This is a genomic window from Paenibacillus filicis, assembly GCF_038070315.1.
Lineage (GTDB): Bacteria > Bacillota > Bacilli > Paenibacillales > NBRC-103111 > Paenibacillus_G > Paenibacillus_G filicis.
Genome location: NZ_JBBPCC010000002.1, coordinates 464,978 through 480,663, shown reverse-complemented (window position 1 = coordinate 480,663; position 15,686 = coordinate 464,978). Strand labels below are relative to the sequence as shown.

Here is a 15,686-nt window from a genome sequence, read left to right as displayed (position 1 = left end):
GGCTACTTTCCGGCTCGGCCTTCGAGGAGGACCCATGATTCACAATACGAAATGCGAATGCGGACATCAGAATCCGATCGGCACCCTGCTCTGCGAGTCCTGTGGCAAGCCGCTGACGGATGATGAGGGTGCGGAGCCGCTCGAGATGAAGTATGACGGGATGGCCCGGCGCTCGCAGAGAGCAAACCCGGGCATCCTGGACCGGGTATGGAACTTTTTTTCCTCGGTCAAAATAGCCATTTATCTGATCATCATCACCTTGATCGGTTCGGCGCTCGGAACGATTTATCCGCAGGAGAGCACCTTCCTGAACTTCGATCCGTCCGTCTATTACGAGGAAACGTACGGGCTGTCCGGGTATATCTACTATATGCTGGGTTTGTCCCATACATTCGACTCGTGGTGGTTCATCACGCTGCTGTTCATGATCGGCACCTCGCTGGTCGTCTGCAGTCTTGACCGGGTGCTGCCTTTGTACCGCGCGCTCAGCAAGCAGCAGATCCGCAAGCATCTTCGCTTTATTACGCGGCAGAAGGTCACCTACAGCGGTACGCTTCCCGGCGGATCGAGTGAAGAAGCGGCGCTGGCGTGGAGCGAGCAAGCTGCCAAGGCGCTGTCCAAATCGCGCTACCGGGTACATACGGAAGGCAGTGCTTTGCTTGCTGAGAAGTACCGCTTTAGCCGCTGGGGGCCCTACATCAATCATATCGGACTTATCATCTTCCTGGGTGCGGTTCTGATGCGGAGCATTCCCGGCTGGCATATGGATCAGCATATCGCGTTCCCGGAGGGCAAGCTGGTCAAAATTCCGGAAACCTCGTATTATCTCAAAAACGAGAAGTTTACTCTGGATTTCTACACACAGGACGAAATGTCCTCCGACTTCCGCTCCAAGGGCATTGACGTGCCGAAGGTATTCGAGACGCAGGCATCGCTCTATATGTGCAAGGCCGACTGTGACGATCCGGCTAAGGAGCCTGTGCTCGAGAAGGTTCACGAGCAAAATATTATCGTCAACAAGCCGCTTGAGTACAATGGACTGCTTGCTTACCAGTTTGACTTCAAGCCGTCTCCAACCTTAATTGCCGTCAAGCCAACGCTCAAGAACAAAGAAACCGGAGAAGCGTTCGGACAGTTCGACCTCTCCATGGACAATCCCAAGGAGCAGTACACTATCGGGCCGTATCAGCTTAAGCTGAGCGGCTACTTCCCGGATTTTGCCGTAGATGCCAAGGGACTCCCGATGACCAAGTCCAAGGACCCTAACGCACCGGCTTTCGTCTTTACGATTACGGGCCCAGGGCTTGCGTCGCAAGGGGAGCCTTACATGTACTTCCCAAGGCAAATCGACAAGGTCAACTTCCGGCAGGACGAAATTAATGGGGCGCTCGGACAAAAGCTTGAGCTGTCTGTCGGCTCGATGGAAAATGTCAAGATTTCCGAGTATATCAGCTATCTGAATATCCGCATAGACCGCGCCATGCCGTTTATCTGGGTCGGGGCGACCATCTCGATGATCGGCTTGATCATGGGCTTCTACTGGCATCACCGCCGGGTATGGCTGCGCATTGACGACGGCCAGCTGGCGCTTGGCGCACATACGAATAAAAACTGGTACGGGCTTCGCAAGGAAATTGCCCAGGTTCTCGGCAAGTCGGGAATCGAGGTTGATCCGAAAGCGCTCGAAAGAAGGGTGGAACAGAAGTGAGCAGTACGTTACTGCTGATAGCATTTATCGTTTACGCGGTGGCCCTCCTGGGCTTCGTAATTGGCATTACCGGCAATAAATCGGTGCGGGTGGAGGACCCTGCGGTCTTCGGACGCAGATGGGGACGGATCGGAATCGGACTGACGATTCTGGGCTTCCTCTGTCATGCGGGCTTCTTCTTCACCCGGTGGGCGGAAGCCGGTCATATTCCGACGAGCAATATGTACGAGTTCATGACTTTCCTGGGCATGATGATCGTACTGGCCTTCATCGTGGTGTATTTCCTGTATAAATCATCGGTGCTCGGTGTATTCGCGCTGCCTGTCGCGATTATCGTGATCGCATATGCATCGGTATTTCCACGCGAGGTACAGCCGCTGATTCCGGCTCTGCAGAGTTATTGGCTCAAAATTCACGTCACGACCGCGGCTCTAGGCGAAGCGTTCTTCGCCGTTGGTTTTGCAGCAGGTCTTATGTATCTGGTCCAGAACGTGAACTTCAAGGACCGCAGCAAGGCTGCACGCCGTGAGCAGCGGGGTGTGGAGTTTACGCTGTTCACGATGGCCGTAATCCTTGCTTTTGTGGTCTCGATTTTTACCTTCAACGGGATGGGCTACAAGGCGGTTTTCTCCAGCAATGTGGTGATGAAGGATGCCAGTAATGTCGAGCAAGTGATCCAGCAGGAGACGACCTATGTGCTGCCGCCGATCTTCGGTCCGCATGAAGGGCAGACGCTGCAGATGACGCCGATCTTTGGGATGACCGAGCCGCTGATGGAGGCTCCTTCGTGGATGAAGGGAGCGAACGCCGGACGCAAGCTGAACACGGTGGTCTGGTCGTTGATCGGAGGCATTGTGCTGTACGGCTTGCTGCGGCTCATCGCCCGGAAGCCACTCGGGGCTGCTCTTCATCCGCTGATGAAGGGTGTGGATGCGGATGATATCGATGAGATCGGTTACCGGTCTATTGCCATCGGTTATCCGGTGTTTACGCTCGGAGCGCTCATCTTCGCCATGATCTGGGCCCATGAGGCTTGGGGACGCTTCTGGGGCTGGGACCCCAAAGAAGTCTGGGCACTGATCGTATGGCTGTTCTATGCGGCTTACCTACATCTCCGCTTATCCCGCGGCTGGCAAGGCAAGCGATCTGCCTGGCTGTCGGTGATCGGCTTCCTGGTCGTCATGTTCACCCTGATCGGGGTCAACCTGGTGATTGCAGGACTGCATTCGTATTCCGGCACGTAATAGAGAGGTTTCGCCGTTCATTCTGATGTGAAAGAGGGTTAGGCCATGACGGATATTAAGATGAATATACTAGTGGTGGATGATGAGGAGCGGATCCGGCGCCTCTTGAGAATGTATCTGGAGAAGGAAAACTATCGCATCGACGAGGCGGAGGATGGGGAGACGGCGCTGCGCAAGGCGCTTGATGTGGATTATGACCTTATCCTGCTCGATGTGATGCTTCCTGGCATGGACGGGAATGAGGTATGCGCCCGGCTCCGCCAGGTGAAGTCCACTCCCGTCATTATGCTCACAGCCAAGGGAGAGGAGACGAACCGGGTGCAGGGCTTTGAATCGGGCGCCGACGATTATGTGGTGAAGCCGTTCAGCCCCCGGGAGGTTATCTACCGGGTGAAGGCGATTCTGCGCCGGTCTTCGGTCACGGCGTATTTGTCCAAGGAAGTCAATTCGAGCAACAATATCGTATTTCCGAATCTTGTCATCGAGCATGACGCTCACCGCGTGAGTGCTGGTGGACAGGAAGTCGCGCTGACGCCTAAGGAGTATGAGCTGCTGCATTACCTGGCTGTCTCGCCCGACAAGGTGTTCTCCCGGGAGGAACTGCTGAAGGACGTATGGAACTATGAGTTCTTCGGTGACCTGCGGACCGTGGATACGCATGTGAAGCGGCTGCGCGAGAAACTGAACAAAGTATCTCCGGATGCCGCCGCTATGATTACGACAGTCTGGGGAGTCGGGTACAAACTTGAGGTACCGAAGTAACGTGTTTATATTCAAAAGCATTGTCGGCAAGCTGTGGATCACCATCATCGGCCTGGTGGTGGTGGTGCTGTTGACCGTCGGCGCCTTCTTGTTCAAATTTATCGAAACATCCTTCCCCAAGTCGAAGGATCAGATCGAGACGCTGAGCCGTCTGGCGACCAAGGTAGCTACCGAGATTTCTCTGCACAAGGAAGAGAGGCGCTATCTGCAGGTCGTCAATGAGCTGCTGAATGCCCAGGGGGCCAGCGTACTGGTCGTGACCAAGGATTACGAGGAGGAAACGCCTCCGGTCGGCCAACCGGAGGACCGGCGTATCGGGTACGACGATTTTTTCTCGAAGGCCGAATTAGCCAAGGTATTCGCGGGCCAGGTGGCCGATAACCGCAACCCCGTGCTGGCGGCCGGCACGCCGCTCGGCAGGGCGTATACGGCGGTTGCCGTACCGTTCATGGACGAGAATCAGTCCGGGGTGGCGGGGGCGCTGATCATGTACCAGCTGACCCAGTCGTCCGAGGTTACGCAGGACTATGTGAAGAAGTTGTTTGTCGTCGTAGGCGTAGCCGGATTTCTGATGACGACGTTTTTCGCTTTCTTCCTGCTGACGCAGATTACCCAGCCGCTGCTGAATTTGAAGAAGGCGGCGGATCTGATCTCGGAAGGCGAGTACGGCAGCCGGGTTCCGATACAATCCACGGATGAGATCGGCGAGCTGGGCAAGACGTTCAATCATATGGGCGCGCAGCTGCAGGATACGATCAAGGCGCTCAGCCATGAGAAGGAGCATCTGTCCAGCGTACTGCGCAGTATGGCTGACGCCGTCGTGACCTTCGACCCCGAGGGCAGAGTCATTCTCGATAATCCCGAGGGTGAGCGGATCATTCGCGAGTGGAACGAACTGGAATGGCTGGAGGATGAGGGCGAGCCTGCCGGAGCGGATCGGGAAGCCTGGGATTGGAGACGCATTCCTGAGCCGTTGAAGCCTCTATTCGAAGAAGTCATCGAACGTCCGCAGGAAATGACGACCAAGCTGCATGTGAAAAGCGAGGTGTGGTCGATCGTGATGGCCCCGCTGTACGTGCAGGATCATGTCCGGGGTGTGGTTGCCGTGCTGCGGAATGTAACCGAGGAATACCGGCTGGAGAAGCTACGCAAGGACTTCGTCGCCAATGTCTCCCATGAGCTTAGGACGCCGTTGTCGATGCTGCAGGGCTATAGCGAAGCGCTGCTGGACGATATTGCGGCGACGCCGGAGGAGCGTCAGGAGCTGGCTCAGGTCATCTATGACGAATCGCTGAGGATGGGAAGGCTCGTTCATGATCTGCTGGATCTGGCCCGGATGGAAACGGGGCACATGCAGCTCAATCTGCGTGAGCTAGACGTAGACTCCTTCATCAGGCGTATTCACCGCAAGTTCGCAGCGCTCTCCAAGGAGAAAGGCATTGTGATGACCTACTCCCTACCGGATGAACCGCTGATGCTGGAGCAGGCGGACGAGGACCGGCTGGAGCAGGTGCTGACGAATCTGCTGGACAATGCGCTAAGGCACACGCCGGCGGAAGCGACGATTCATATTGGCGCTGAGGCTGCTCGGCTGCGCGGGGAGGAAGCTGTGCTGATCGAGGTATCGGATCAGGGATACGGCATCGGACCCGAGGATCTGCCTTATGTGTTCGAGCGTTTCTACAAGGCCGACAAGGCCCGTACGCGGGGCGCATCCGGCGGGACAGGTCTTGGCCTGTCCATCGTGAGAAACATCGTAGAGGCCCATCAGGGCACCGTACAAGCGAAAAGCCAGCCTGGCCAAGGAACGACATTCTCCATCGTTTTGCCGCGTCATAACGCGAAAAACTAACAAAACCCCCTCCGGTTCGCTGCCGGAAGGGGTTTTGTGTTTGTTTGCAATTGTAGAAAAAGATCAGCAAATCTTGTTGTTCGTGGAACAGAACCACTCTTCTTACAGGGAGAACTCGCGCACGTTCGTCAGCTCAGGCAATGCCGCAAGCTGCTCCAGCACGTTCTGAGGGGTATGCTTGTCGATCGTAAGCACCATGATCGCAGAGCCGCCGATGACTTTGCGTCCGACCTGCATGGTGGCGATGTTGACGTCATTGCTGCCGAGCAGCGTACCGACCTTACCGATGATGCCCGGCTTGTCGTTGTGGGAGATCAGCAGCAGATTGCCTTCCGGAGCGAAGTCGACCGGGTATTGATCGATCTGCACGATACGCTCGCCATAGCCGGACAGCAGCGTGCCCGCCAGTGTAAACTGCTCGTTCTTCGTCTTCAGTGTGACCGACACCAGGTTGGTGAACGTCTTGGAAGCCGAAGATTTTTGTACCACAATGTTCAGGTTACGCGACTTCGCCAAGTGCATCGCGTTGACTACGTTCACGCCTTCCAGCTGATGCTGGAGCACGCCCTTCACGATGTAGCGTGTGAGCGGGGACGTATCGACATCGGTCAGATCGCCGGAATAGTTCACTGTAATCTCGCTGACTGCAGTATCGACGGTCTGGCCCAGGAAATCGCCGAGCTTCTCGCCGAGGTTGAAGTAAGGCTGCAGGGCATTCAGGACGTTAGCCGGCACAGGAGGCATGTTGACGGCGTTCTTGAACGGCTCTTCGCGAAGAATGTGCAGCACTTCCTCCGATACGTCGATCGCTACGTTCTCTTGAGCCTCGATCGTCGATGCGCCCAGATGCGGGGTTACGATGATCCGCGGGTTGTTCAGGAACGGATGGTCGGCTGCAGGCGGCTCCGACTCGAATACGTCGAATGCAGCTCCGGCTACGATGCCGGCTTCGATCGCTTCGACAAGAGCCATCTCGTCGATGATACCGCCCCGTGCACAGTTCACAATACGGGCGCCTTTCTTCATCAGCTCGAATTGCGGACGGCTGATCATGTGCCGGGTTTCATTCGTCAGTGGCGTATGCACCGTAATGAAGTCGGCTTTGCTGCAAATATCGTTGACCGTTCCGAGCTTGACGCCCATTTGCTCGGCTCTCTCTTCCGTCAGGAACGGGTCATAGCCGAGAACTTCCATGCCGAACACTTTGGCGCGTTTGGCCACTTCGCTGCCGATCCGCCCCATGCCGAGGATACCGATCACCTTGTTGCGAAGCTCGACGCCGACGAAGGTCTTGCGATCCCATTCGCCGCCGACGGTTTTCTTGTACGCTTGAGGAATCATCCGCGCGGTGGACATGATCATAGCGAAGGTCAATTCGCAGGTGGCAATGGTGTTGCCGTCCGGTGCGTTGATGACGACGATGCCGCGCTTGGTAGCGGCTTCCAGATCGATATTGTCGACGCCTACGCCTGCACGGCCGACGACCTTCAGACGGTTACCTGCGCCCATAATGCGCTCAGTCACCTTGGTGGCACTGCGTACGAGAATCGCATCATAATCCGGAATAATAGCTACCAGTTCGTCTTCGGATAAACCATTCTTTTTGTCTACTTCGACATCTGCCGCATCATACAACAGTTGAATCCCCATGTCGCTGATTCCATCCATAACCAACACTTTAAACATTGCCATTTCCCTCCGTTATGCTTTTTCTAAAAAAACCAAAAACTCCTCATCCCGATACGTCTAGCGTATACAAGGGACGAGGAGCTGATTCTCGTGGTACCACCCTACTTCGCCGCATACTCGCGCACACAGCCTTAGCGGGTCTGTTGTTACAGACCGAGAGGGTTAACGGCTTCTAACCGGCTGCAACTACTAAAGTTCGAGGCAGCAACTCTGGAGTGCTCCGCATAGCGTCTACGTCCGGTTCGCACCTACCACCGGCTCTCTGAGCGTTCCGCATCATGCTTGGTTCCGTCATCGTTTGTCTGGAGTATGTCTGTTAAATTTTTCACTAGCTTATCATGTGGATTTTGAGCTTGTCAAGAGGGAAGGGGCGGCGATCCCCCTCTTTCCCCCTTCGCCAAGGGGGAGGACCAGGGCGCTCCGCCCCTGGACCCCGGAATGCCTGCGAGGGGCGGGACTGGACCGTCGTTGAAGCGGCTGTTGGAGATGGAGCGCTTGTCGTCCTGCGCTGCTGTGGTTGAATCAACCACAGAGAGGCTGCGGACCCGCTTACGGCGGAGTTCTTTCGGGGCGTAGGGTCTTGGCGCGTGCGGGGAGTCGTGGTGGAGGTTAGGGGCTCCAGGGGTGCTAGGAATCGCGCATGACGATGTCATGAGCTTACGGCTGAGCGGAAGGGCGGAAAGAGGTGATCGGCGCTTCGCTGGATCACGGTGGGCGTGTCCGCGGAAGGACGAAGAGAGGTGATCGCTGCTTCGCTGGACCACGGTGGGCGCGTGTGCGGAAGGACGAAAAGAGGTGATCGGGCGCTTCGCTGGACCACGGTGGGCGCGTCCGCGGAAGGGCGGAAAGAGGTGATCGGCGCTTCGCTGGACCACGGGGCACCTGCGTGTACGTGCAAGGAGAAATTCAAAATAATTGAACGCTGGTTATCTACTATTAATAGGTATAGATATCATTCTAGTATAGATATTATTCGATAATTGATAGGAAGGATGAAAAACCATGGTCAAAATGTATGGAATTAAATTGAATTATTTATTTTATCGGCTTCCTTTTTTATAGTTAAAGCATCGGATGGTTTGCCAAGGGGGCAAGCGAGCGTTAAAATGGACGAGAAGCTAGTCAAGTAAGGGGGAAATCAAGATGTCATATAACCGGATAGGGCCGGATGCCTATGCCAGAAAACTGGAGCAGGGTGAGCTTGAGGGAACATTGACCATCGATGTCCGGCAGCCGGAGGAGTGGGAGTATTATCACTGGGACGGTATGGAACTCATGCCGATGATGACGATTCCAGATAAGCTCACGGAGCTGCCTAAGGATAAAACGGTGTATGTGGTATGCGCGCACGGAGTGCGCAGCGAGAACGTTTGTCAATATTTAAGCGAGCAAGGATTCGAGAACACGGTAAACGTCGAGGGCGGCATGGCGGCGCTCGCAGCGGTCAGAGGAGTTCGCTACGACTGAGATTTCGGGGAGTCGAGAAGCGGCAAAGCCGCCATTCCTGAAGGGAACGGCGGCTTTGTTGTCAATTCGTGTAGAACGGCAGCTGTGGCAGCGTTTCGTTCGCATATAGCTTGTTCTTGACCCGGAGGAAGTCTCCCTCACGAACGGCGTCTGTCGCAACTAGCATCTCGGCGATGGCGTTGATGTCGGTCAGATTCATTTTCTTCGTCTGTCCCGAGACGATCATATCGTCTATGCGGCCGCTCAGATCCTGAGGAGTGAAGGCCTCGTACCGTCTAGTGCTCAGCAGCCAGTTCGTCAGGTAGGCGTTTTTCATATTGAGCGACAGCGGGCTCCAATCCTTAACAGCCAAAGGCTTGGTCACATCAACGGGCTTAAATTGCGGCACGGAGGTTTCGGCCCATTTGATGATCGCATCATAATATTCGTTCTCGGCTTTCAAAGCAAAGTTCCGGGCTTCACCCAGGTAGGCATCAGCCTGCAATTGGGCGACAAGGTCGCTTCCCGGTATCGCATTGGCTTTGGCGGCAAAACCCGGCAGAGCTTCGCTGAAAAGCTTCAGGCTCTTCATATAATCCTTCTGCGCTTCTTGTAGAAGCGGGGAAGAGGCCGGCGTGGATTTTTGAGCCAGATTGTCATAGACACTTTGGGCTTGCTTGGCAAGTTCTTTCAGCAATAGGGAAGAATCTGTCGCATGATTGGACTGGAGCTTGTCCATTTTGTCGAACCATGCTTTATGAAATTCCCTGTACGGCTGATAAATGGTATGATAGAACGAGACCAGGTATTGCTGATGATAGGCGGTAAAGCCGTCGTTCTGTTCCTTTTGCTTGAAAAGCTGTTCTTCGTATTTCTCGGTGGCGCGCTGTTGGCCGAGCTGCAGCCCGTAGAAAAAAGCGCCCATGGCCACAACAAGCATAAAGATGAATGTGATGGCGAAAAGATAGTCTGTCCGTGTTAAACGTTTCTCCATAATTCCAAGCACCTCAACTCTATTCTATGCAGCTAGTATAGGCGAATTTGTCGAAAAAGGGAATCTCATGAAAAAAATTAACTTTAAGCAATTTAAGCTCCAGCCGGTGAGCGCCGATCAATTGACAGACCGTCTTCTGATCATCAATCTGTATGTCACGCAAGCGGTCATCCTGCTGATAGCCGCAGTCATTCTATGGTTTCAAAAGCCGAACCTCCTGTCTATGTTCTCTCTGGCGTCTCCAGGGCATCTGGCGCTGTGGGGGGCCGTCTACGCCGCAGCCGTTCTCTTGGTCGATATGACCGTCTCCCGCTGGGTTCCGCCGGAGGTAACGGACGACGGAGGGATCAACGAGAAGCTGTTCGGCAACCGGCCGCTTTGGCATATCGCCGTGATGTCGCTCGTGGTCGCAATCTGCGAAGAGCTGTTGTTCCGCGGAGCCATCCAGGCTTCCTGGGGGCCTTATTGGACCAGCATCCTGTTCGCGGCCATTCACTTTCGCTATCTGCAGCACTGGCTGATGACCGGACTGGTCTTCAGCATCAGTTACGGCCTAGGCTGGATTTATATCCAGACCGGTTCAATCTGGACACCGATCCTTGCCCACTTTCTCATCGACTTCGTGATGGGTTGCATCTTACGATACAGGAGAGAGACCTAGATGAATGCCAAACGATTGCAGGAGGATCCGACGATCCTGCGGCAGACAGCGGACAAGACGGAAGCCGCCTTGTCCGAAGAATCGGATACTTATTTGCCTCCGCGCAGATCGGTGCATCCGACCGAGAGGGAGAGATGGCTACGTATCTTTTATCGGTCGCTGCTCTGGATTTTTATACTGCTTGTTATTGGGCTTTTGCTGTGGGGCTGGAAGCGGCTGAATCCGTAAGCTCGATCGACTCCGGTTTGACGAAGCCATAGCCCTTGTCTTCCAGCTGTGTGAGCAGCTTGTCGAGCGCTTCAACGGTCCAAGGCAGCTCATGCATCAGAATATTGCTGCCGGCATGGAGCTGATCCAGCACATTGGCGATAACCTGATCGGAGCTGTGCTTCTTGGTCGTCATCTCCCAGTCCTTGGACCCGTTTGACCAGGTCATATAGAGCATATGCTCTTCCAACGCCTTGGCACGGACGATGTCGCTGCCCGAACCGAAGGGCGGGCGGAAGAACGCTGGCGCCTTGCCGGTAATTTCCTTGACTGCCTTCTGAACGTCGGCCAATTGCTGGTCGACTTTTTCTTTGCCTTCCTTTTTCAAGTCGATATGATCCCAGGAATGGTTGCCGATCGTCTGGCCCCGCTCGTCCAGCAGCTTGACGATTTCGGGCTTTTGCTTGACCCTGTAGCCGTTCACGAAGAAGATCGCCTTCGCCTTATGCTTATCCAGCGTATCGAGCAGCGCCTTGTTCATATCGAGATCCTTCGGTCCGTCGTCGAACGTAAGCAGCACCACCTTCCTCGGATGCTTCTCCGGATCGATCGGAACGATATCATAGGTTTTCGGATTCATTCTATACGCTTTTGCAGCAGTCTGCTGCTCTTGGGGTACCGTAACCACTGGAGCGGAAGCCGGAGGCTTGGCCGGTGGCGTGACGGCCTCCGCTGGCTGGGTCGTGCCGGTGGCAGGTGTGGAAGCGGGAGTCTGTGCTTGCGACGTATCGACCGCCGCCGGCTTCCCGGATGAGGCCTGACAGCCTGTGACTGCCGCCGCCATCAGTACGGCCATAGATGTCATCATCCATCTGTTCATCTTCATGGGTTGAGTTAGGCTCCTTCTGTGCAAAGTTAATCGGACAAGACGGCCCTGGGGCGCGTCCTTTTCCTGATTTTATCATGTATGGCTGCCTTGGACCTAGCGGAAAATAGAAAACGAATACCAAGCAAGATGATGGAGGGATGACCATGAAAGTGGGGACGTTTTTGTTAGGCGGAATCGTCGGGGCGGCCGCGGCTGTCTATGTGACCCGAAAGGCCAAGCCGCTTCTATTCTCCGCATTTTCGAGCAGCGATGCCGCTTCCGGGGTATGGGCGAAAAACGGCCATGCCGCAAAGTCCGGCAAGCCGGGAGATTCCTCCCGATCCTTTCAGTCAGGCTCAGCTTCTTGGGACGGACAGAAGTCCTCTTCCGGACTGGGGAATGAAGCGGGAGGACTGGGGAAGGTTGAGGAAATCATTAAGCAGGACCCCAAGCTCAAGGAAGCGGTAGACGAGATTTTGGCCGGATCATCAGTCAAGGAGCAGCAGGAACAGCCGGACGCGACGGCGCATTAAGCCGGAATAAAGAGCGCAGAAGACGCAGAGAGCCTCCATGGAGGAGTGGATCTGCGTCTTTTTGTATCCTTCACGCGGAGGTAGCGGATTTTTTGATTATAAGCCTTTTTTCGGCCAGTAAATGTTCTTTTCTGGCCGGAATGTGATATAATAGTCGTAACATGGAATACAAGCTGTTTCATGGCCATGTTGCACTGCGTATCTAGCCGGTCCGGCCGGTCTAGCAGGCAGCTGCTGCAAGGGATGCGGGACACCTTTATAACCTAAACTTCATAAACTGTTAATACAGTCGGCAAGGGAGGAATCCAGTATGAAAATGGAGCGTTTAAGTCAGGACAAGATACGGATATTCCTCACATTCGATGACTTAACAGAGCGCGGCATCCAAAAGGATGACATGTGGAGAGAAATCCCCAAGGTTCATGAGCTGTTCAGCGAAATGATGGATCAGGCCTATATGGAGCTTGGTTTCGATGCCAGCGGACCGCTTGCTGTTGAAGTTCTGGCCATGCCGGCGCAAGGGATGATGGTGATTGTCACGCGCGGCAAGATGAACTTCAATTCCGGCGAAGATACCATGGAAGACGAACTTGAGGAGGAAGTGTACGAGCTGGAGCTGACTCTGGAGGAAACGGATCAGGTCACCTATGCGTTCAACGACTTCGAAGATTTGCTTCGTCTGGCCAAGGTTATGGCGCCGATGCTTACGGACGGCGGCACGCTGTATGCCTATAAGAACAAATGGATTTTGCTGCTGGATGCCGAAGCGATGGACGAGAAGAAGCTGCAAGCGGTTGTAGCTGTTTTGTCCGAATACGGGGAAGCCGCATCGGTTACACAAGCGGTGCTTGAAGAGTACGGCAAGACGGTCATTGCCGAGAACGCGATTGGAACGCTTTGCGCCAAATTTCAGTAAGCTTTACGGGTAAAGCCGTTCCGTGCATACGATATAGGGTAAAGCATTCGCAAAAACGATCTGTTTTTGAGGAATGCTTTTTTTGCGGAGAGGGGCATGGAGGTGACGGGTATGAACAGAAGCGCGGCGAAACCGTCGTTTGACCTGGAAGAGCTGGTCGCGCATTATCAGAAGCAGTTGACTGGAGATGCCTTGTACTATCTTCAGCGCAGGGGGATTGAGCCGGAGACCGCGGAGCAATACCGGATCGGCTTCGAGCCGGGGAAAATCGGATTTTATGTACAATCCGGCAAGCTGGGCGGGTACTTCCAGAACCGTGTCATCGTCCCGATCGTAGATAAAGACGGGCTGCCCATCGATCTGATCGGCCGCTCGATCGACAACAAGGACCCTAAGTACAAAGCGCTTGTCGGCGTGGAGGAGTACCTGTTCAATGAGTCGGTTCTGGCGCAGACGGAGGATGTTGTGCTGTGTGGCGGGTTGTTTGACGTGCTCAGTCTTGCCCAAGTCCGTCTGCCCGCAATCTGCACACCGGTCTGGATGACGTTCAAGGAAGCTTATGCGGAGAAGCTGAGTAACAAGCGCGTATTTATATGTCTGGGTAATGATGAGCTGGGCCGCCGCGAGAGCTCGCGCATCCAGGAATTGCTGCAAGGCGTGGCTAAGGATACGTTTATCGTGAATCTTCCTGAATCGATCAAGGATGTCAACGATTTTTTTGTGCGTGTTCAGAATCCGCAGGACACGTTCATTCAGCTTTTGAATGAGACGATGGAGGAGTCGCTCCTGCTGCCGATTTCCCCCGATGTGAAGCATATTACCGCCTATACGGAAGAATATATGAAGCGGTATCGCGGCCAATCAACCGGTCTCTCGACAGGACTATCGGCACTTGACCATGCCTTGTTCGGCGGGCTGCGGACCGGTCTGTACTTTATGACCGGCAGCGCTTCTTCGGGTAAGACAATGCTTATGAAGCAGATGGCCGACGAAATTGCCTCCAGGCAAGTTCCGGTGGTATATGTTTCATGGGACATGACTTCATTCGAGCTGTGGGCGCGCAGCATTGCGCGGCTGATCGGCACGGAGCCTCAGCTTGTCTTGAGTGGCAAGGCCTCTCCCGATGAGGTGGGTCGTGCCAATAAACAGTATGTGCAGATCAGCAAGTGGATATGGACGATCGAGTGCTCGCTGGAGACGACGATGGACCGGGTGTTCGCTACGATCGAACGCATAGCGGGCATAGCGGGCCGCACGCCAGTCGTATTCATTGACCATCTCAACCGGATTCCAACCGCAGGCATGCCGAGGCAGCCCCAGTCTGTGGCTGAGCATCAGACGATGCTTGCTTACGTGCTTAAGCAGTGGTCCCGGGAGAATGATACGCCGGTCTTCACAGCGATTCCGATCGATCTCGGCGTTGAGCGTCTCCCGGAAGGCGCAGAGGCAGCTGCCGACGTCGTACTGGCTCTGAGCCAGGCAGGAGAAGCGGAGAGCTCGGGTGCTGCCCACTGCCTGCTGCGGCTGACCAAGCATCGCAACGGACCGCTTGCCCAGGTGCCGCTGCGTTTTTTGCATCATCAGGCGCGTTTCGAGGGTAGGGAGTCAGCAGGGGAATCCGCGCAGCAGACTTCCGCATCCGAGGGGGCGTAAGGCCTTTCAAGGGTGGAATTTAACATGGCTTTACCTGTTGAAACTGCTATAATAAAGAATATAAACTTGGATAGGAGGGAAAGCACCTGAGCCTACTCTCTATATTAATTGCTGCCATTGCGCCGGGTGTTGCCCTGCTGTCCTATTTTTATTTGAAGGACCGGTATGATCCGGAGCCCATCTCGCTTGTACTGCGCCTATTTTTCTTCGGGGTGCTGATCGTGTTTCCCGTGATGATGCTGCAGCGGGCGTTTGTGCAGGGTTTTGGAGAAAATCCGTTTGTTTTCGCCTTCATTACCTCGTCGTTGCCCGAAGAATTTATGAAATGGTTTATCGTATTTTTCATCATATACAAGCATACGAACTTCGATGAGCCGTATGATGGCATTGTATATTCGGTTGCTGTGTCGCTTGGCTTCGCTACGCTGGAGAATGTGCTGTATGCGCTGCTCAACTCGATGGACTTTTCTACGCTGCTGCTCCGGGCATTCCTGCCCGTATCCGGTCATGCGATGTTCGGAGTCATGATGGGCTATCATTTCGGCCGGGCGAAGTTCGATCCGGACGGAGCCGCCAAGCATTTGGCGCTGGCGCTGCTGCTGCCGTTTTTCTGGCATGGGGTATTCGACTATACGCTGTACGCGGCCAAAGGCTACTGGATCTGGTTTATGGGACCGCTGATGGTATTCCTGTGGACCCGCAGCTTGTGGAAGGTGAAGCGTGCCAATGCCAAGTCGCCGCTGCGGATGGCTACTCGTGAGGACCGGGTTAAAATCTAGAGGGGCTGTCTATAATGGGGAATAACAGAACCTGTTAGGAACCGAAAGGAGCCCTATGAACGTCGTCCAATCTCGAGTCAAGGTGAGAATCCGCTGCAACAGATGCGGCGAGAAGTTTATTTTGAAGGGCCGTATGGAGAAAGGGAAAATCGATACGGGCTTCAAGCAGTGTGTATGCGACAATGATCAAGACTTCGAAATCGAAGCCAATGATGTTTAAATGCATGGCAGGAAAGCCGGCCCGGAGCCGGTTTTTTTGCGTGCCAATTTTTCGGCGTATCCGCCCAAAATCTGAAATCATGCCCCCGATTTGCTAGGGGATTTGGCTTTGCCCTCCGACAGGTGCATAAAGGGATTACCTTCAAGCGCAAACT

The 15,686-nt window shown here is 54.6% G+C and carries 15 protein-coding genes and 1 other annotated feature; of the genes, 12 read left to right on the top strand and 3 right to left on the bottom strand.

The window, feature by feature from the left end; genetic code table 11:
- Positions 1 to 34 precede the first annotated feature (34 nt).
- The 4 genes from resB to WMW72_RS05880 are packed head-to-tail and all read left to right on the top strand — an operon-like array spanning position 35 to position 5,566.
- On the top strand, positions 35 to 1,708 hold the full coding sequence (gene resB / locus WMW72_RS05895; protein WP_341414485.1) for a cytochrome c biogenesis protein ResB: 1,674 nt from the start codon (positions 35 to 37) through the stop codon (positions 1,706 to 1,708).
- On the top strand, positions 1,705 to 2,952 hold the full coding sequence (gene ccsA / locus WMW72_RS05890) for a cytochrome c biogenesis protein CcsA (protein WP_341414484.1): 1,248 nt from the start codon (positions 1,705 to 1,707) through the stop codon (positions 2,950 to 2,952). Before resB ends, ccsA begins: the two co-directional genes overlap by 4 nt.
- A gap of 45 nt (positions 2,953 to 2,997) precedes the next feature.
- A complete protein-coding gene (locus WMW72_RS05885; RefSeq protein ID WP_341414483.1) occupies positions 2,998 to 3,714 on the top strand; it encodes a response regulator transcription factor in 717 nt (238 codons plus the stop codon).
- Positions 3,698 to 5,566, top strand: a complete 1,869-nt coding sequence (locus tag WMW72_RS05880; RefSeq protein WP_341414482.1) for an ATP-binding protein — start codon at positions 3,698 to 3,700, stop codon at positions 5,564 to 5,566. Before WMW72_RS05885 ends, WMW72_RS05880 begins: the two co-directional genes overlap by 17 nt.
- A 102-nt stretch (positions 5,567 to 5,668) precedes the next feature.
- Here WMW72_RS05880 and serA read toward each other — a convergent pair whose 3' ends face one another.
- Positions 5,669 to 7,252 carry a phosphoglycerate dehydrogenase gene (gene serA, locus WMW72_RS05875; RefSeq protein WP_341414481.1) on the bottom strand — a complete coding sequence of 528 codons (1,584 nt, stop codon included), beginning with the start codon at positions 7,250 to 7,252 and terminating at the stop codon, positions 5,669 to 5,671.
- A gap of 69 nt (positions 7,253 to 7,321) precedes the next feature.
- Positions 7,322 to 7,559: a binding site (T-box leader), on the bottom strand.
- Between the two features lie 839 nt (positions 7,560 to 8,398).
- On the opposite strand from serA, the gene WMW72_RS05870 reads away from it, so the two are divergent.
- The gene (locus tag WMW72_RS05870; RefSeq protein WP_341414480.1) at positions 8,399 to 8,722 is read left to right on the top strand and encodes a rhodanese-like domain-containing protein; all 324 of its coding nucleotides are present in this window, start codon (positions 8,399 to 8,401) and stop codon (positions 8,720 to 8,722) included.
- A gap of 61 nt (positions 8,723 to 8,783) precedes the next feature.
- Here WMW72_RS05870 and WMW72_RS05865 read toward each other — a convergent pair whose 3' ends face one another.
- Entirely contained in the window at positions 8,784 to 9,695 is a 912-nt protein-coding gene (locus WMW72_RS05865; protein ID WP_341414479.1) for a hypothetical protein, read from the bottom strand.
- Positions 9,696 to 9,762: 67 nt separating this feature from the next.
- Between WMW72_RS05865 and WMW72_RS05860 the strand changes: the two genes are divergently transcribed.
- A complete protein-coding gene (locus tag WMW72_RS05860; RefSeq protein ID WP_341414478.1) occupies positions 9,763 to 10,356 on the top strand; it encodes a CPBP family glutamic-type intramembrane protease in 594 nt (197 codons plus the stop codon).
- Positions 10,357 to 10,584, top strand: a complete 228-nt coding sequence (locus WMW72_RS05855) for a hypothetical protein (protein ID WP_341414477.1) — start codon at positions 10,357 to 10,359, stop codon at positions 10,582 to 10,584. It begins immediately after the preceding gene.
- Here WMW72_RS05855 and WMW72_RS05850 read toward each other — a convergent pair.
- Complete coding sequence (locus WMW72_RS05850) at positions 10,541 to 11,431, bottom strand: polysaccharide deacetylase family protein (RefSeq protein ID WP_341414475.1); 891 nt, start codon at positions 11,429 to 11,431, stop codon at positions 10,541 to 10,543. The two genes, WMW72_RS05855 and WMW72_RS05850, sit on opposite strands and share 44 nt — an antisense overlap.
- 164 nt (positions 11,432 to 11,595) lie before the next feature.
- Between WMW72_RS05850 and WMW72_RS05845 the strand changes: the two genes are divergently transcribed.
- The 5 genes from WMW72_RS05845 to WMW72_RS05825 all read left to right on the top strand — a co-directional run bounded on the left by WMW72_RS05845 (position 11,596) and on the right by WMW72_RS05825 (position 15,532).
- Positions 11,596 to 11,964, top strand: coding sequence for a hypothetical protein (locus WMW72_RS05845; protein ID WP_341414474.1), 369 nt, complete (start codon positions 11,596 to 11,598; stop codon positions 11,962 to 11,964).
- Between the two features lie 310 nt (positions 11,965 to 12,274).
- Positions 12,275 to 12,880, top strand: a complete 606-nt coding sequence (locus WMW72_RS05840; protein ID WP_341414473.1) for a genetic competence negative regulator — start codon at positions 12,275 to 12,277, stop codon at positions 12,878 to 12,880.
- A gap of 111 nt (positions 12,881 to 12,991) precedes the next feature.
- The gene (locus WMW72_RS05835) at positions 12,992 to 14,533 is read left to right on the top strand and encodes a DnaB-like helicase C-terminal domain-containing protein (RefSeq protein ID WP_341414472.1); all 1,542 of its coding nucleotides are present in this window, start codon (positions 12,992 to 12,994) and stop codon (positions 14,531 to 14,533) included.
- An 86-nt stretch (positions 14,534 to 14,619) separates the two neighbouring features.
- Positions 14,620 to 15,312 (top strand): glutamic-type intramembrane protease PrsW, encoded by a 693-nt coding sequence (gene prsW, locus WMW72_RS05830; protein ID WP_341414594.1) that lies wholly within the window; start codon positions 14,620 to 14,622, stop codon positions 15,310 to 15,312.
- Between the two features lie 82 nt (positions 15,313 to 15,394).
- A complete protein-coding gene (locus WMW72_RS05825) occupies positions 15,395 to 15,532 on the top strand; it encodes a hypothetical protein (protein WP_341414601.1) in 138 nt (45 codons plus the stop codon).
- The last annotated feature ends 154 nt before the right edge of the window (positions 15,533 to 15,686 follow it).

Excerpts from the sequence above, each read along its gene's own strand:
- WMW72_RS05835 (WP_341414472.1), top strand. The coding sequence starts at position 12,992 with ATGAACAGAAGCGCGGCGAAACCGTCGTTTGACCTGGAAGAGCTGGTC.
- resB (WP_341414485.1), top strand. The coding sequence starts at position 35 with ATGATTCACAATACGAAATGCGAATGCGGACATCAGAATCCGATCGGC.
- WMW72_RS05840 (WP_341414473.1), top strand. The coding sequence starts at position 12,275 with ATGAAAATGGAGCGTTTAAGTCAGGACAAGATACGGATATTCCTCACA.
- WMW72_RS05870 (WP_341414480.1), top strand. The coding sequence starts at position 8,399 with ATGTCATATAACCGGATAGGGCCGGATGCCTATGCCAGAAAACTGGAG.
- WMW72_RS05865 (WP_341414479.1), bottom strand. The coding sequence starts at position 9,695 with ATGGAGAAACGTTTAACACGGACAGACTATCTTTTCGCCATCACATTC.
- WMW72_RS05855 (WP_341414477.1), top strand. The coding sequence starts at position 10,357 with ATGAATGCCAAACGATTGCAGGAGGATCCGACGATCCTGCGGCAGACA.
- WMW72_RS05860 (WP_341414478.1), top strand. The coding sequence starts at position 9,763 with ATGAAAAAAATTAACTTTAAGCAATTTAAGCTCCAGCCGGTGAGCGCC.
- WMW72_RS05885 (WP_341414483.1), top strand. The coding sequence starts at position 2,998 with ATGACGGATATTAAGATGAATATACTAGTGGTGGATGATGAGGAGCGG.
- WMW72_RS05845 (WP_341414474.1), top strand. The coding sequence starts at position 11,596 with ATGAAAGTGGGGACGTTTTTGTTAGGCGGAATCGTCGGGGCGGCCGCG.
- serA (WP_341414481.1), bottom strand. The coding sequence starts at position 7,252 with ATGTTTAAAGTGTTGGTTATGGATGGAATCAGCGACATGGGGATTCAA.
- WMW72_RS05850 (WP_341414475.1), bottom strand. The coding sequence starts at position 11,431 with ATGATGACATCTATGGCCGTACTGATGGCGGCGGCAGTCACAGGCTGT.